At 73.3% G+C, this 15,842-nt stretch carries 13 protein-coding genes and 1 tRNA gene; 5 read left to right on the top strand and 9 right to left on the bottom strand.

Annotated elements, in window-relative coordinates:
- Complete coding sequence (locus Asi02nite_RS22210) at positions 1-930, bottom strand: helix-turn-helix domain-containing protein (protein WP_203715807.1); 930 nt, start codon at positions 928-930, stop codon at positions 1-3.
- A 146-nt stretch (positions 931-1,076) separates the two neighbouring features.
- On the opposite strand from Asi02nite_RS22210, the gene Asi02nite_RS22205 reads away from it, so the two are divergent.
- Entirely contained in the window at positions 1,077-3,476 is a 2,400-nt protein-coding gene (locus tag Asi02nite_RS22205; protein WP_203715806.1) for a glycoside hydrolase family 44 protein, read from the top strand.
- Here the strand turns inward: Asi02nite_RS22205 and Asi02nite_RS22200 are convergent.
- The gene (locus Asi02nite_RS22200; protein ID WP_203715805.1) at positions 3,473-4,141 is read right to left on the bottom strand and encodes a TetR/AcrR family transcriptional regulator; all 669 of its coding nucleotides are present in this window, start codon (positions 4,139-4,141) and stop codon (positions 3,473-3,475) included. The two genes, Asi02nite_RS22205 and Asi02nite_RS22200, sit on opposite strands and share 4 nt — an antisense overlap.
- Before the next feature lie 97 nt (positions 4,142-4,238).
- Between Asi02nite_RS22200 and Asi02nite_RS22195 the strand changes: the two genes are divergently transcribed.
- Positions 4,239-5,345 (top strand): NAD(P)/FAD-dependent oxidoreductase, encoded by a 1,107-nt coding sequence (locus tag Asi02nite_RS22195; RefSeq protein ID WP_203715804.1) that lies wholly within the window; start codon positions 4,239-4,241, stop codon positions 5,343-5,345.
- On the opposite strand, the gene Asi02nite_RS22190 is transcribed toward Asi02nite_RS22195, so the two are convergent.
- From Asi02nite_RS22190 to Asi02nite_RS22180, 3 genes are all read right to left on the bottom strand, one after another.
- Positions 5,330-8,416, bottom strand: coding sequence for an AfsR/SARP family transcriptional regulator (locus tag Asi02nite_RS22190; RefSeq protein ID WP_203715803.1), 3,087 nt, complete (start codon positions 8,414-8,416; stop codon positions 5,330-5,332). The two genes, Asi02nite_RS22195 and Asi02nite_RS22190, sit on opposite strands and share 16 nt — an antisense overlap.
- Positions 8,417-8,615: 199 nt before the next feature.
- Positions 8,616-9,764, bottom strand: a complete 1,149-nt coding sequence (locus Asi02nite_RS22185) for a DNA glycosylase AlkZ-like family protein (RefSeq protein ID WP_203715802.1) — start codon at positions 9,762-9,764, stop codon at positions 8,616-8,618.
- Positions 9,761-10,336: a dienelactone hydrolase family protein gene (locus Asi02nite_RS22180; protein ID WP_203715801.1), complete on the bottom strand. Its 576-nt coding sequence runs from the start codon at positions 10,334-10,336 to the stop codon at positions 9,761-9,763. Before Asi02nite_RS22180 ends, Asi02nite_RS22185 begins: the two co-directional genes overlap by 4 nt.
- Positions 10,337-10,462: 126 nt before the next feature.
- On the opposite strand from Asi02nite_RS22180, the gene Asi02nite_RS22175 reads away from it, so the two are divergent.
- The 3 genes from Asi02nite_RS22175 to Asi02nite_RS22165 are packed head-to-tail and all read left to right on the top strand — an operon-like array spanning position 10,463 to position 11,813.
- A complete protein-coding gene (locus Asi02nite_RS22175; RefSeq protein WP_203715800.1) occupies positions 10,463-11,002 on the top strand; it encodes a DinB family protein in 540 nt (179 codons plus the stop codon).
- Between the two features lie 32 nt (positions 11,003-11,034).
- Positions 11,035-11,340: an ArsR/SmtB family transcription factor gene (locus Asi02nite_RS22170; RefSeq protein ID WP_203715799.1), complete on the top strand. Its 306-nt coding sequence runs from the start codon at positions 11,035-11,037 to the stop codon at positions 11,338-11,340.
- Positions 11,337-11,813 carry an SRPBCC family protein gene (locus Asi02nite_RS22165; protein WP_203715798.1) on the top strand — a complete coding sequence of 159 codons (477 nt, stop codon included), beginning with the start codon at positions 11,337-11,339 and terminating at the stop codon, positions 11,811-11,813. The genes Asi02nite_RS22170 and Asi02nite_RS22165 overlap by 4 nt, the downstream gene beginning before the upstream one ends.
- 47 nt (positions 11,814-11,860) lie before the next feature.
- Here the strand turns inward: Asi02nite_RS22165 and Asi02nite_RS22160 are convergent, their stop codons facing one another.
- The 4 genes from Asi02nite_RS22160 to Asi02nite_RS22145 form a co-directional block, all read right to left on the bottom strand.
- Positions 11,861-13,318: a bifunctional glycosyltransferase/class I SAM-dependent methyltransferase gene (locus Asi02nite_RS22160; protein WP_203715797.1), complete on the bottom strand. Its 1,458-nt coding sequence runs from the start codon at positions 13,316-13,318 to the stop codon at positions 11,861-11,863.
- 17 nt (positions 13,319-13,335) lie between these two features.
- Positions 13,336-14,685, bottom strand: coding sequence for an ArnT family glycosyltransferase (locus Asi02nite_RS22155; RefSeq protein ID WP_239126923.1), 1,350 nt, complete (start codon positions 14,683-14,685; stop codon positions 13,336-13,338).
- A 308-nt stretch (positions 14,686-14,993) separates the two neighbouring features.
- Positions 14,994-15,065 (bottom strand) — tRNA-Val (locus Asi02nite_RS22150).
- Positions 15,066-15,124: 59 nt separating this feature from the next.
- Positions 15,125-15,643, bottom strand: coding sequence for a TIGR02611 family protein (locus Asi02nite_RS22145; RefSeq protein WP_239126922.1), 519 nt, complete (start codon positions 15,641-15,643; stop codon positions 15,125-15,127).
- Positions 15,644-15,842 lie beyond the last annotated feature (199 nt).

Genomic DNA, 15,842 nt, shown 5'->3' with positions numbered 1-15,842 from the left:
TCATGCCTCGCCGCCCACTCTCGGCGCGGGCCGCCCGTGCGGATCGGTCACTCCCGGCCGACGCTGGTTCGGCAGTCGCGGCCCGGCCTTCTGCGCGGCCCGGAACGCTCCGGGGCTCGTGCCCGCCTCGCGGTGGAAGAACCGGCCGAAGTTGGTCGGCTCCGGGAAACCCAGCCGCCGCCCGATGTCGGCGATCGGGTCGTCGGTCACCGCGAGCAGCCGCATCGCCTCGAGCGTCACGCGGTCGTCGATGACCTGCTTCGCGCTGCGACCGGTGGCGGCGAGACAGGCGCGGGTGATCGTGCGGACCGAGTAGCCCATCCGCTCCGCGTACTCCTCGACCCGCCTGGTCCTGGTGAAGTCCTTCTCCACCTCCAACCGGAACCGCACGTACGCGTCGTTGCGCTCGGCGGGCGCGCGGCCGGGCAGCAGCGCGATGCGCAGCAGCAGCACGGCGAGCTGGTGCCGGAGCAGGCCGGCGGCGAGGGTGCCCGAGCGCTGCCGCTGGCAGTCGACGACGAGCTGGCTGACCTCGTTGATGACCGCGTCCTCGTCCTCGCCCGCGAGCTGCCAGCAGGCCGGGCCGAGCCCGCCGTCGAGCAGCACGGGGTCGTCGGCCACCTCGGCGACCGCGGCCGGCTCCCAGCAGACCACGATGGCGTCCAGGCCGGCGTTGCCGCCGAACCGGATCACCTGCCCGGGCCGGACCCAGATCAGGGTGCCGGGCCGGCACGGGTACGGCCGGAAGTCGACCTCGTGCTGCCCGTGGCCGACCGTGACCAGCACCAGCACGTGGTTGTCGCTGCGCCGCGCGGCGGCGAGGTTCTGCCGGGCGGCGAGTTCGCGCAGAGTCACGGTGCCGACGCCGGCCCAGCCGGGCGTGGGCGCCGGGGGGCCGCTCTCGCCAGCCGGTTGACCGATAAGGGCCATCGCCCGACGGTAGCCGGGGACGCGCCCGAATGCATCCCGATCCTCGTACGGAGTAGCGGGCATCGACGCACGTCGGTTAATGTCAGGCCAGTCCGGGCTGGACCCGTCGCCGCGCCGCCGGCGGCCCGACCCACCTTGGACACCGCATGCGCCCGACACCGTTCCTGGCCGCCGCCCTGCTCGCGGCCGTGCCCGCCGTCGCACCCACCGCCACGCAGGCCGTCGCGGGCCCCGCCCTGACCGTCGACGCCGCGCAGGACCGGCATCCGATCAGCCCACACGTCTACGGCATGAACTTCGCCGACGCCGCCCTCGCGGCGGAGCTCGACCTGCCGGTGCGCCGGTGGGGCGGCAATGCCACCACGCGCTACGACTACCGCTACGACACCACCAACCGGGCGAGCGACTGGTTCTTCGAGAACATCGCCGAGGAGAACGACGACCCCGGCGCCCTGCCCGACGGCTCGTCCACCGACGAGTTCGTGGAGCAGGACCGGGCGACGGGCACCGACACGATCCTGACGGTGCCGCTGATCGGCTGGGCGCCGAAGGCGCGGGACGGGTCGTGCGGATTCTCGGTGGCGAAGTACGGGCCGCAGCAGCGCACCGACGAGTGGCGCCCGGACTGCGGGAACGGCATCCGGCCGGACGGCACGCCGGTCACCGGCAACGACCCGCGGGACACCAGCGCGCCGGTCGGCGCCGCGTACGTCACGTCCTGGATCGGCCACCTGACGGAGAAGTACGGCACGGCCGACGAGGGCGGGGTGCGCTTCTACAACCTCGACAACGAGCCGGACATCTGGCACAGCACGCACCGCGACGTGCACCCGCTGGGCGCGAGCTCGGTGGAGCTGCGCGACCGGGCGATCGAGATCGGCGCGGCGGTGAAGGCGGCCGACCCGGGCGCCGCGACGCTCGGCCCGGTCGGCTGGGGCTGGACCAGTTGGGACTACTCGGGCCTGGACCAGGAGACCTGCGGCCGCACGGGCTGCTGGGCCGATCCACCCGACCGGGCGGCCCGCGACGGCCTGCCGTTCACCACCTGGTATCTCCAACAGCTCCGCGCGTACGAGCAGGCGCACGGCACCCGCCTGCTGGACTACTTCGACATGCACTTCTACCCGCAGGCCGGCGGCGTCGCGTTCGGCAACGGGAACGATCCGGCGACCAACGCCCTGCGCCTGCGGTCGACCCGCGCGCTCTGGGATCCCACCTATGTGGACGAGAGCTGGATCGGCACCCAGGTGCGGCTGGTGCCGCGGATGCGCGAGCTGGTCGCGGCCCACTATCCGGGCACCCGGACCGCGATCACCGAGTACAACTGGGGCGCGCTCGACCACGTCAACGGCGCGCTGGCCCAGGCCGACATCCTCGGCATCTTCGGCCGCGAGCGGCTCGACCTGGCCACGCTCTGGGCGCCACCGGCGGCGGCCGACCCCGGCGCGTACGCGTTCCGGATGTACCGCAACTACGACGGCGCCGGCGGCCGGTTCGGCGACATCGGCGTCCGCGCGACCAGCGCGGACCAGTCCGTGCTCTCGGTGTACGCCGCGGAACGCTCCAGCGACGGCGCGCTGACCGCGATGGTGGTCAACAAGAGCGGCGCGGACCAGACGGCGCCGGTCACGTTCGCGGGCCGCGGCGCGGGCACCGCCAAGGTCCACCGCTACGGCGCCGCCGACCCCGGAGCGATCGTCCGCGCGCCCGACCAGCCGGTGTCGGCGTCCGGCACGGTCGAGACGACGTTCCCGGCCGACAGCATCACGCTCCTCGTCCTCGACCGCCCGGCCCCGGACACCACCCCGCCGTCCGCGCCGGGCCAGCCGCGGGCCACGGCGATCGGCACCGACTCGGTGACCCTGACCTGGCCGCCGGCCACGGACGACACCGGCGTGGCCGGCTACGACGTGTGGGCGCAGCACACCGACTACGTCTACCGGGCGGCCACGACGACGACGCCCGGCGTCACGGTGACGGGCCTGCAGCCGGCGTCGGAGTACCGGTTCACCGTGCGGGCGCGGGACGCGGCCGGCAACCAGTCGCCGCCCTCCCCCGGCCTGACGGTGGTCACCGCGCCGCGACCGGGTGCGCCGACGCTGACCGCCCGCCACCTCAACCTCGACTGGTCACCCGGCGACAACCAGATCAGGCCGGGCCTGATGCTCGACAACAGCGGCGCGGCGGCGATGCCGTTGAGCCGCGTCACCGCGCGCTACTGGTTCACCCGCGACGGCGGTGCCCCGCGGGTCGACGCGTGGTGCGACTGGGCCCAGGTCGGCTGCGCCACGGTGACCCGGCGGGTGGTGCCGCTGGCCACACCGCGACCGGGCGCGGACGCGTACCTGGAGGTGGGTTTCGGCTCCGGCTCGCTCGCGCCGCACTCGTCGACGGGCCAGATCCAGCTCCGCCTGGCCAAGGCCGACTGGTCGCGCTTCACCGAGCCGGACGACCACAGCTACCGCCCGAACGCGCCGGGCTACGCGACCAACGCGCGCATCACGGTCTACGTCGACGGGACGAAGGTGGCCGGCACCGAGCCCTAGTCCGGCCGGCGCGCGGTGGGGCGGGTCATCATCGTGCGGGCGACGTCGCTGGGCTTCAGCGGCGGCTCCGTCAGGGGGTGGGCCCGCTCCGGGCGCAGGCTGTCGAGGAACAGCTGCGCGTTGCGGCGCCAGGCGCGCGGGGCCACGTCGCGGGTGACCTCGGCGACGCGGCTGTTCGAGAGCGTGATGAAGAGCAGGTCCTCAGTCGTGAAGTCCGGGCGGATGGCACCTTCCGCCCGGGCCCGGCTGAACAGCTCGACGATCCGGCGCTGGATCCGGGTGCGGATCTCCAGCAGCCGCGGCGCGTCGTCGAAGCGCGTCGTCATCAGGTTGAGGTAGCCGCCCCGCTCCGCCTCCAGCGCGCACGTCTCGAGGATGTAGCCGGCCACCCCGGCCCACCGGTCGGGGTCGGCCAGCGCCCGGTCGACCAGGGCGAGCTGGGCCAGCAGCGGCTCCTCGAGGACCGCCTCCCAGAGCGCCGACCGGGTCGGGAAGTGCCGGTAGAGGGTGCCCGGGCCGACCCCGGCCGCGGTCGCGATCCGGTCGAGCGGGGCCTGCAGGCCCTCGGCGGCGAACAGCTCCCGGGCGGCCGACAGCAGCCGTTCCCGGTTGCGGACGCTGTCGCTGCGCTCGCGCCGCGGTGTGGCCCGCCTCTCGTCTCGCACGCGCTCCAGGATAAGCGGGAATACCGGAGACACCTCTCCGTTATAACTCCTCGTACCGGAGATGTGTCTCCGCTAAAGAAATCGAGGAGAAAGCACTGTGAGCAGCACCGATAACCGCCCGACCGTCCTCGTCCTGGGCGGCGGGTACGCCGGGATCAAGGTCGCGAAGGCCCTCGACGACGTCGCCGACGTGACGCTCGTCGCACCCGGCGACGCCTTCACGCACAACAGCGCCGCCTGGCGGGCCCTGGTCGAGCCGGAGTGGCTCGAGCGGATCTTCCTGCCGTACGACCGCCTGCTGCACCGGGGCCGGTTCGTCCGCGACCGGGCCGTCGCCGTCGACGGCCGGCGGGTGACGCTCGCCTCCGGGCAGGTCCTGGAGCCGGACCACCTCGTGCTGGCCACCGGGACCGGCTACCCGTTCCCGGCCAAGGTCGACGAGCCCGACGCCGCGACCGCGCGGGCCAAGGTCCGCCTGGCCCACGAGGCACTGCTCGACTCCGACCGCGTGCTGGTCGTCGGGGCCGGGCCGGCCGGGCTGGAGCTGGCCGGCGAGATCAAGGCGTTCCACCCGGACAAGACGGTCACCATCGTCAGCGCCGGAGACGACGTCATGCCCGGGCCGTTCGACCAGGGCCTCCGCGACGAGCTGCGGCGCCAGCTCGACAAGCTCGGCGTCGAGGTCAGGCTCAACAGCCCCGTGCGTACGCTCCCGGCGGCGCCACCGACCGCCCGGGGTGACGTCGTGGTGACCACGGAATCCGGCGAGGAGCTGACGGCCGACGTCTGGTACCAGGCGTTCGGCGTCAGCCCGGCGTCCGGCTTCCTGCGCGGCACGCTGGCGGCCGCCCGCCGGGACGACGGCTACCTGCGGGTCGACGCCCACCTCCGGGTCGACGGGGCCGACGGGGTCTACGCCGTCGGCGACCTCACGGACGCCGACCGCGACGGCATCGGCACCGCGGTCGCGCAGGCGGAACTGGTCGCGGCGAACCTCCGCGCGGCGATCACCGGCACGGGCGAGCAGGCGGCCTACACGCGCCAGCCGATCGTCATCGCGGTGCCGCTCGGCCCGGACGGCGGGGCGGGCCAGCTCCCGTGGGTCGAGGGCATCGCCGGCGCGGAGCTGATCGCGGGCCTGAAGGGCAGGACGATGCTGGTCGAGCCGTGGGCGGCGCTGTTCGACGCTCAGGCCCAGGCGTAACCGGTCGCGCGGAAGGTCGCGGCGGCCTCGGCCCGGGTGGCGTCCGCCCGGGCCGGGTCCGTCGCGGCCCACACCGTCGCCAGCACGTCCAGCGCGAACGCGTCGAGCAGCCGGTAGCCGGCCGGGACGGTCGTCCGCCGCGCCTCCCCGGCGTGCCGGCGCGCCGCCTGGTGGTCGCCGGCGGCGAGCGTGGCCCGGGCGAGGCCCACCAGGGCGACGGTCCGGGGGTACGACTGGTCGGCCATCAGCTCGCACGCCTCCCGATGCTGCCGCTTCGCCTCGGCCAGCCGGCCCAGCCGGCGGTCGACGGAGCCGGCCACGTTGCTGATGTCGGCCTGCAACCGGTCGTAGCGGGTGTCGCCGGCGCGCTCGCGGGCGGCCGCGACCAGCGCCGCGGCGCGGGCCAGATCGCCCAGGTCGGCGTGCACGATGGCCAGGCTGGCCAGCGTCGACGCCTCGGCACCCAGGTTGCCCAGGGCGCGGTGCCCGGCCAGCGCCTCCGCGAACAGCCCGAGCGCCGTCTCGCTGTCGCCCAGCAGGTGGCTCAGCTCGGCGAGGTTGCCGGTCGCGACGGCGCCGCTGGACGCGTGGTCGAAGGACCGGTAGAGCCGGATCGAGGCCGCACCGTAGTCGCGGGCCGCGCGGAGGTCACCGAACTCGAAGTGGAGCACGGCGAGCGAGTTGAGGCAGAGCGCCTCCCCGCGCGCCGAGCCGACCCGACGGTTGATCGTCAGCGCGGCCTCGAGGTCGGCGGCCGCGTCCTGACCCCGGCCCCGCAGGCCGTGGATGATCGACCGCCCGTACAACGCCGTGACCTCACCCTCGGCCCAGCCCGCGGCGCGCGCGTGGGCGTGGCCGCGGCTGAAGTAGCGCAGCGCCGGGTCCGCGCGTCCCGCCTGCCAGCGCACGAACGCCAGGCAGACGAACGCCGCGGCCAGCCCGGTCGGATCGCCGGAGCGCCGGGCGGCGGCGAGCGCGGCGCGGCCGGCGGTCAGCGAGTCGATCAGGTAGACGCGCCGGTAGAGCCAGGCCCGCAGGGCATCGGTGAGCTGCCAGGCGAAGTGGTACGGCCCGTGCGTGGCGGCGTGCGTGACCAGCGCGAGCAGGTTGGCCCGCTCGTCCTCCAGCCAGGCGACGCCGGCGGCGAGGTCGGCGAAGTCGGGAGCGGCCGGCCCGGGCGGGTCGGGCAGCCGGATCACGTCGGGGCTGACCACCCGCGTCGCGGCGAGCGCGGTGCGCAGGTAGTGGTCGAGCAGCCGGTCGAGCGCGGCCCGGCGGTCGGCCTCCGTCTCCTCCGCGCGGGCCCGTTCGGCGGCGTAGACCCGCAGCAGGTCGTGGGCCGTGAACCGGTCCGGCCGCTGCCGCTCCATCAGGTGACCGTCGGCGAGTTCCGTCAGCAGCCGTTGCGCCGCCGGGCCGGTCGCGCCCGTCAGCGCCGCCGCGGCCCCCACCGTCAGGTCCGCGCACGGCACCAGGCCGAACAGCCGGAACAGCCGGCGGGCCTGCGGCGACCGGCGGGCGTACGAGAGACCGAAGGCGGCCCGCACCGCGGCCTGGCTGTCGCCGTGCACCTGCAGGGCGGTCAGCCGGTCGGTGCTCAGCGCCGTCACGTACGAGCCGATGTCGCCGAGCCCGCCGCCGGTGAGCTGGGCCGCCGCGATGCGCAGCGCGAGCGGCAGGTGGCCGCACAGGTCGACCAGCCGGGCCGACGACCCGGGCTCGGCGGCGACCCGGCCGGCGCCGAGCGCGCCCCGCAGCAGGTCCGCGGCGTCGCCCGGTGGCAGCACGTCCAGCGGCACGCGCACGGCGCCGTCCCGCACGGCCAGCCCGGAGAGCTGGTCCCGGCTGGTGACCAGCGCGACGCAGCCCGCACCGGCCGGCAGCAGCGGGCGCACCTGGTCGGCGTGGCCGGCGTTGTCGAGCACCACGAGCACCCGCCGGTCGGCCAGGGTGCTGCGGTAGCGGGCGGCGGCCTCGTCGGGGTCGGCCGGTATCTCGTCGGCCGGCACGCCGAAGGAGCGCAGGAAGACCGCGAGCACGGCCGCCGGGCGCAACGGCGGGCGGTCGTCGTAGCCGCGCAGGTCCACGTAGAGCTGGCCGTCGGGGAAGCGCGCGCTGACCCGGTGTCCCCAGTGGACGGCCAGCGCCGTCTTGCCGACTCCGGGGATGCCCGAGACGACCGCGACGACGGGGCCGGGGCCGCGCAGGATCCCGTCGAGCCGGGCCAGCTCCGCGCCGCGACCGGTGAAACCCGACGTGCCCGCTCCGGCCGGCAGCTGGCGGGGCGTCGGCACCGTCGGTCGCGTCCGCGCCGCCGCGGCCGCCGCCAGCCCGTCGAGGTCGGCGGCGGCGATGCCGGCCAGCCGGGGGTCGCCGCGCAGGATCGCCTCGTGCAGCGCGCGCAGGGCGGCGGACGGCTCCACACCGAGCTCGTCGACGAGCAGGGCCCGGCTGCGGCGGTAGACCTCGAGCGCGTCGGCCTGCCGGCCGGCCCGCACCAGGGCCAGCATCAGCAGCCCCCGCACGGACTCCCGGTAGGGGTGCTCCTCGGCGAGGACGGCGAGATCGGCGGCGGCTTCGGCGGGCCGGCCGAGGTCGAGCGCGACGCCGGCGGCCTCCTCCCGCACGGTGTCACGCAGGTCGGTCAGGCGGCTGGCCTCCGCCAGCACGGGCGAGCCGACGACACCCGCGTACGCGTCGCCGCGCCACAGCCCGAGCGCCTCCTGGAACAGCTTGGCCGCGGCGGCCGGGTCGCCGCCCCGCCGGGCGTCCCGCGCCTGCTCGACGGCGACGTCGAAGCGCCGGACGTCGAACTCGTCGTCGTGCAGGACGATCGCGTAGCCGTCGCCGGTGTGCCGCACCCGCGCCGGGTCACGCAGGGCCTGCCGCAGGCGATGCACGTAGACCTGCAGCGTCTTGCGCGCGGCGGGCGGCGGCGCGCCGTCCCACAGCGCGGTGAGCAGAGCGTCCGTGGCCACCGGCCGCCCGTCGCGGCAGAGCAGCAGCGCCAGCAGGCGCACCTGCATCGGCGTGCCGAGCGGGACCGCCCTGCCCTGGTCGCGGACCCGCAACGGGCCCAGGGCATCGAAGAACAGCGTGGACCTCCCGGGTGTACGAGCAGCCTCGCGCACCCGGCGGTGACGCCGCAACCCCGCTGCAACCGGCCCGGCGCACACTGGTCACCGGGTGGCTGGTCCGAGGCCACGGCGCGGGTCCGCAACCGCGCCGTGCGCCCCGGCGAGCACGTGTCCCGCGGATCCTTTGCGCCGCCTACGCTCGGGCCCGGCGAAGCGGCGCCGAGATCCGCGGGACACCCGCCCACGAGGTCAGCCGACCGGCGCGCGTCTCGAGCCCGAGCCAGCTCGCCAGTGAGCTGATCTCGCCGGTCACGGCCGCCGCCACCTCCGTGCCGAACGGCTCGTCCTCGTGCACGGCGTCGACGCGGAGCACGCCGGCCCGCCGGTCCGCGGTCGCGTCCAGCTTCCCCACCAGCCGGTCGCCGTGCAGGATCGGCAGCGCGTAGTAGCCCCAGCGGCGGTTGGCGGCCGGCTTGTACATCTCCAGGCCGTACTCGAAGCCGAACAGCTCCAGCAGCCGGCGCCGGTCGTGCACCAGCCGGTCGAACGGCGAGAGCAGCGCGGCGCGCCCGGTGAACGGCTGGCCGAGATACCTCGGGTCGACCCGCCACATCCCCTTGACGCCGTCGACCACCGCGGGTTCGCCGGCCGTGCCGACGTCGTACGGCTCGATCGGGACCTGGGTGGTCCGCGCCCGGGCGATGCCCAGCGCCGCGAGCCGCCGCGCGTCGCGCCGGCGCAGCGCCTCGTCGAGCGGGACCACCGGGTCGTCGGGGTGGACGCGCTCCGCCAGGTCCCAGAGCCGGTCCCGGCCCAGCCGACCCGCGACCGCCACCTCACCGCGCAGGGACATGGCCTCCAGCAGCCGGATGACGTTCTGCTGGTCGGTCCAGCCGGTCGACCGCCACGGCACGACGCAGGTGTCCGGGATGACGCGCGACGGCAGCGGCCCCTCCGCCCGCAGCCGGGCCAGGATGTCGCGGCGGCAGGCGTCGTTGGCCGCGACGAACTCGCCGCGCCGACCGGGCGGCGGCCGGTCCCGAGTCGCGGCCATCTCGGCGCGGTGAAGCGCCATGTCCTCGGCGGGCCGGATCGTCGCGGTCAGCTCGACCAGCGTCCGCTTCGTCAACGCGGCGGCCAGATCGGCCGGCGACCAGGCCGGGCCGAGCCGGCTCCACACGACCAGCTCGGCGCTGGGCGCGACCGCCGCGGTCGGGTCGATCTGCAGCAACGTCAGGTGCCGCACCACGTCGAGCAGGGCGGTCGGCCGCGCGCTGTCCAGGAGCTGGGCGCGGACCGCGATCCGGCGGGCGTCCAGAGTGGAGAGATGGTGCGGGGTCACTTGTCGGCCAGGAACTCCAGCGTCCGCCGGAGGACGAGGGCCGTCGCCTCGGCGTCGTAGGCCGGCAGGCTCACGTCGGTGAACAGGTGCTGGTCGCCCGGGTAGAGGTGGAGCTCGCCGTCGGTGGCCGCGGCCACGATCTCGCGGGCCGCGTCGAGGTCGCCGTCGTCGCCGACGAAGAACGGGTCGTGGTCCATCGCGTGGACGCGCACCGGGACCGCCGCCGGCCACGGGCCGCCGAACTCCTTGGGCGGGATGCTGGTGTGGAAGAGCAGGGCACCCCGGGTCGGCCGGGTCTGGGCGAGCAACTGCGCGGGCATGCCGCCGAGCGAGAAGCCGCCGTAGACGACGTCGGCCGGCAGCTCACCGGCGGCGGCGACGCCCTTGTCGAGCAGGGTGTCGAAACCGACCTGCCGCGCGTACGCCCGGCCGTCCTCGATGGTGTCGAAGACGTTGCCGTCGTAGAGGTCGGGCGTGTGCACGGTGTGCCCGGCCGACCGCAGCGCCTCGGCGAACGCGGTCACTCCCGGCGTCAGCCCGTGTATGTGGTGGAACAGCACAACCTCGGCCATGGACACTCCCCCATCTCCCGGTGCGGTCGCGGTTCGCGGTTCACCCTAGACCGCCCGGCCGGGCGGCGCTGACCAGCCGCTCGCCGGGATCGCCACCGGCGCCGGCGGGGACTACCGTCCGGACGCATGGCAGTTCTCACCGGTCCCCCGGCGGCGGGGAACGATCTCGACACCATGCTCGGCGCGCTCGAGCGCGGGCGCCGCTACCTGGCCTGGAAGTGTGGCGGCCTGGACGCCGCCGGCCTGCGGGCGACGCTCGGCCCGTCCACGATGACCCTGGGCGGCCTGCTCAAGCACCTGGCCCTGGTCGAGGAGCACACGTTCGCCGGGAAGCTGTTCGGCCGGCCGATGAGCGAGCCGTTCGCCTCCGTCGACTTCGACCAGGACCCCGACTGGGAGTGGCGCACGGCCGCGGACGACTCGCCCGAGGACCTGATGGCGCTCTGGACGGCGTCGGTCGAGCGGGCCCGCGCGCTGGTCGCCGAGGCGCTGGCCGACGGCGGCCTCGACCGCCTCGGGGTCGCGGCCTGGCCGGACGGCCGCCGGGCCAGCCTCCGCCGGCACCTGATGGACATGATCGAGGAGTACGCCCGCCACGTGGGCCACGCGGACCTCCTCCGCGAGTCCGTGGACGGCCTGGTGGGCGAAGACCCCGCCGACGCTTGACGATCGACTCGGTAAGTCGTAGCTTTCGGTTCGTGGCCACTTACCAAGCCTGGGAGGCGTTGGGCGACCCCAGCCGGTTCGCCATCGTCACGGCGCTGGCCGAGCGGCCGCGGGCCGTCGGCGAGCTCGCCCGGGAGCTGCCGATCAGCCGCCCGGCCGTCTCGCAGCACCTCAAGGTGCTCAAGGACGCCGGCCTGGTGACCGACCGGGCGGAGGGGACCCGCCGGGTCTACCGCCTGAACCCGGCCGGCGTGGCCGCGCTGCGGGACCAGCTCGACACGTTCTGGGCCCGCGCGCTGGACGGCTACCAGGAGATCGCCGAGGAGGAGAACCCATGACACAAGCAGCGGCCGCGGTGGTGCGGCGGCAGATCGTCGTCGAGGCACCGGTCGAGCGGGCGTTCGCCGTGTTCACCGAGCGGTTCGGTGACTTCAAGCCGCGCGAGCACAACCTGTTGCGGGCGCCCATCACGGAGACGGTGCTCGAGCCGCGGGTCGGCGGTCACATCTACGACCGGGCGGCCGACGGGAGCGAGTGCCGGTGGGCGCGGATCCTCGCGTACGAGCCGCCGCACCGGGTCGTCTTCAGCTGGGACATCGGGCCCACCTGGCAGGTCGAGACGGACCACGACCTGACCAGCGAGGTCGAGGTCACGTTCGTCGCCGAGGCGCCGGGCCGCACCCGGGTGGAGCTCGAGCACCGCGACCTGGACCGGCACGGGCCGGGTTGGGAGTCGGTCAGCGACGGCATCGCGCGCGACGACGGCTGGCCGCTCTACCTCGACCGGTACGCGGCCCTGTTCCGGAGCTGAACGCGCGGCGGGCCGCCCCGGAGGTCCGGGGCGGCCCGCACGACGCGTCAGTTGGTGGTGGTGACGAGGACGGCCTCTTCGGCGTGCGGGGTGAGCCGCAGGATCCACTGGTAGCCGAAGAACGTCGGGCGCATCCGGACCAGGCCCTTGTCGATCGCGCGGACCATCTTGAGCGGGGTCTTGTCGGCGTCGGTCACGACGCCGAGCGGCAGGCCGGTCGCGCGCTCGTCGAGCAGGTCGAAGCCCGCCTTGCGGACCAGCCGGCGCAGCGACGCCCGGGTGAAGAAGCGTAGGTGGGTGTTGTCGAGGATGCCGCGGCGGTCGTAGCCGAACATGCCGGACAGCACCCGGGCCCGCGGGTACCAGTGACCGAAGTTCGGCACCGAGAGCAGCACCTGACCGCCCGGGCGGAGCACCCGGCGGATCTCGCGCATCGTCTCGGTCGGCCGGGGCAGGTGCTCGATGATGTCGCCGGCGATCACGACATCGAAGCCGACGCCGATCTCGGGCGGGATGCCGTTGGTGAGGTCGGCCTGGTAGAAGACGTCGACGCGGTCGCGGACGCCGGGCACCTCGAGGTAGTCGACGCCGGTCACGTGGTGGCCCGCGGCGCGCATGAACTCGGCGAGGCGGCCGCCGGAGCAGCCGATGTCGAGGACCTTGGCCGGCTCCATCTGCGCCATCATCTCGAGGATCACCGCGTGCGACGTGCCGTCGCCGTCCTTGAACGCGTACTCGTCGACCGAGGGGATCCACGCCGACGTGCCGAAGCCCTTGCTGGACAGCTTGTATTCCACGACGTCCTTGACGACGTCCTTGGCGTACTTCATGCCGTTGACGTAGCAGATCTCGTCGCCGTAGTAGGTCGGGATCGGGATTTCGGCGATGTGCTTCTTCGCGTGCAGGAGCTGGATGATGATCTGCGTGTCGAAGTCGAAGTCGTCGGTGTTCTCGGTGAACGGGATGTCCTTGAGCGCCGCCACGCTGTAGGCCCGGTACCCCGAGTGGAACTCGGTCAGCCCGGTGCCCAGCATCCCGTTCTCGACCCGGGTGAGGATCCGGTTGCCGACCCGCTTGTAGAACGGCATCCCGCCCTTCTTGGCGGCGCCGGGCTCCATCATCCGCGAGCCGAAGACCGCGTCGGCCTGACCCTTGACCAGCGGCTCGACCATCTGCGGGAGCATCTCGGGTGCGTACTGGCCGTCGCCGTGCAGCATCACGACGATGTCGAGGCCGTGCTCGATGGCGAGCTGGTAGCCGGCCTTCTGGTTGCCGCCGTACCCGAGGTTCTTCGAGTGCCGGATCACGATCGTGTGCGGGGTGTCCTCCCGCTGCGCCCAGCTCAGGCCGTGCAGGTGGGTGTCGTCGTGGCTCGCGTCGTCCAGCACGAGCACCTCGGTGATCTGGTCCCGGAACTCGACCGGGATCCGATCCAGGGTCGCCTGCAACGTCGTCGCCGCGTTGTAGGCCACCACGAGGATGCCGATGCGCGGAGCGTCAGCCATAACGGAGCCTCCCGTGCTCATTTGGCGCCGACCACGTCGGCGGACTGTCGGTAGCCGTCGGACGGCTCGTCGCGGCTCTCCCCCGCGGGCAGATCGCTGGTGTCGCTGTCGTGCTGGTCCGGATCCCGATCCGGCTCCGCGGGTGACCGCCACGCCCGCAGCACGACCACGAGGCCCGCCACGACCACGGCGAGCAGGGCCACCCAACTCACCACCGCGAGGGTGAACGCGGTGGTGTTCATCGCCACGGCCCGGCCCTGCCACCAGTCCCAGGGCCAGCGGTACTCATTCCACCGCTCGTAGACCACCCAGATCAAGGTGGAAGCCGCCACGTGGTAGCCGGTCGCCACCCAGAAGTTGACGAGGTACGCCGCCGCCAGCGGCCAGGTCAGGTACTGCATGCCGAACGCGGGGCTCAGCAGCAGGAAGACCGCGAACCCGAGCCCGATGGCGACGTGCAGCTTCTCGGGCCGCCGCCAGACGAGCGCGACGGGCAGCAGCGCACCGAGCAGCAGCGAGACCCACCGCCCGGGCCCGATCATCAGGTCGACGAGGCCGTCGGGCGCGTGCAGCCACTTGGCGAACTGCACAGGACCCCACTCGCGTACGCCGATCCCGGCGTAACCGAGCACCTGCGCCTTGAGGTCGGTCCACTTGAGCAGCACGGCCGGCGCCCAGATGACGCCCATGGTCAGCCCGGACCCGACGAGGAACGCCACGAGCCGCTTGAAACCCCACCGCCAAGCGGCGAGGGCCAGCACGGGCACGAGGATGACCGGAATCAACTTCACGCTGACGGCCAACGCGATCGCGACCCCGGCCAGCGAGGCGGACCGCCGGGTCATCAACAACCAGGCGGCCACGAGGGCGAACATGACGAACAACGGATCGTTGTTCCCATGAAACCCGGAGATCACGAACAAGGCGGGGCTGAGCGCCACGGCAAGACCGGCCGCGGTCCCCTCACGAAGGGACCGAGCCCGCCGCACAAGATCGAACACAACCAGCGAAGAAACCAGATCAGCAAAGATCGACGGCAGCTTCACCAACGTGGACAGGTCGGCCACCCCATGGGCGACAAGCCAGTTGTACGTATAAAGCAGGTACCCGATCAGCGGCGGATGGTTGTAAACGGCCTTGAACTCATGCCCGTAGATCCCAACGGGCCCCCACTTCTCCACGCCACCGGCAAACCGCGTCCAGTGCCCAACGTCATTGGTGCCCCACGTATTAGCGGCCCACACAACCTTGAGAACCAACACGGCGAGGGCAACGGCAAAAACCAGAAGCCCTGCCCGCCCAACGGGCGAACCCAGGACGCCGCGACGCCCAGCCGCATCCCGCGCGGCCGCCCCCTGCGCCTGCATCCCCAAGAACTCCTAAACCGAGCCGCGCTCGTACCCGTGACCGAAGGCACGCTATTAGCCGCCAGCAACACCTGTCAACGCGCCCAAGTCCCCACAACCACAGGTGACCAAACCCTCACAGCGAGCACGAGCCAAGAACGTCCACTTTCACCCGACCCGGGTAGCCACAAGGTGAAGGACAAGAAAAGAGAAGGCCCCGAACGTGGCGCGACAACCGCACCGCGGGGTGTCCGGGGGCTCGGCCCCCGGAGCCAACAAAACGAGCGCCCCCGTCCGCGCGTTCCGCGGACAGGGGCACCCCAAGCTCGTGGGCGATACTGGGATCGAACCAGTGACCTCTTCGGTGTGAACGAAGCGCTCTCCCGCTGAGCTAATCGCCCTCAGCGCGGACGACAATACCTGATCCCGACACCGGGGCGCACATCCGCCCCGCGAGCAGTCACCAGCCGAAGAAGTCGCGGGTCTCGGTGATCAGGTCGATGTCGAGGCTGACCTTGACGGAGGCCCAGACGACGAATGCCACGAAGATCAGGCCGACGGCGCCGATGACCAGGCGTAGGGGCCAGGCTTGGCGCCCGATCCAGGCGGTCCAGGCTCGTACGTTGCGGCGGGTGAAGGTGAGGAGCTTTTTGGCCCACGTGAACTCCACCGCCCAGATGGCCAGGCCGCCGATCACGATGAACCAGCCCGGGCCGGGTAGCGGTATGAGCAGAATACCCAGAGCGACGACGGCGAGCCCGGCAATCGCGACCGTGATGCGGAGGATCATCCGTCCGGTCGGGTTTGCCCGGATCAGTTCGAGGGTTTCGCCGATGCGGCCCCGGTGGGCCGGCGCCGAAACGCCCGTTCGTACCTCTGGATCCGAATTTTCGGGCGGGCTACTCCGATCGAGCGTCACCCCGTGCCTCCGCTCCTCGGTCTCCGCGATGGTCGCCTCCCGCTCCGCGCCGCTGCCCATTTGCTCCATTGAGGATGGTTTCATCGCCCAATCCACTCCGGCTCCGCCTCGGCCCGTCACTCAACGGGACCGCTCGACGTTACCGAACTGAGTCGACGTCTGAGCTACCCGACGCCGGACGGTGCCCAGTACCACAGCAAGTCGGGCATTATACGCATTTTGCCGGGCTTGTAGCGCAATAACGCACCGTCTTCCCACT

It is taken from the genome of Asanoa siamensis, assembly GCF_016862555.1.
In the GTDB taxonomy this organism is placed as follows: Bacteria; Actinomycetota; Actinomycetes; order Mycobacteriales; family Micromonosporaceae; genus Asanoa; species Asanoa siamensis.
The sequence above is the reverse complement of the archived record's forward strand: the minus strand, read 5'-3'. Positions and strand labels throughout refer to the sequence as shown.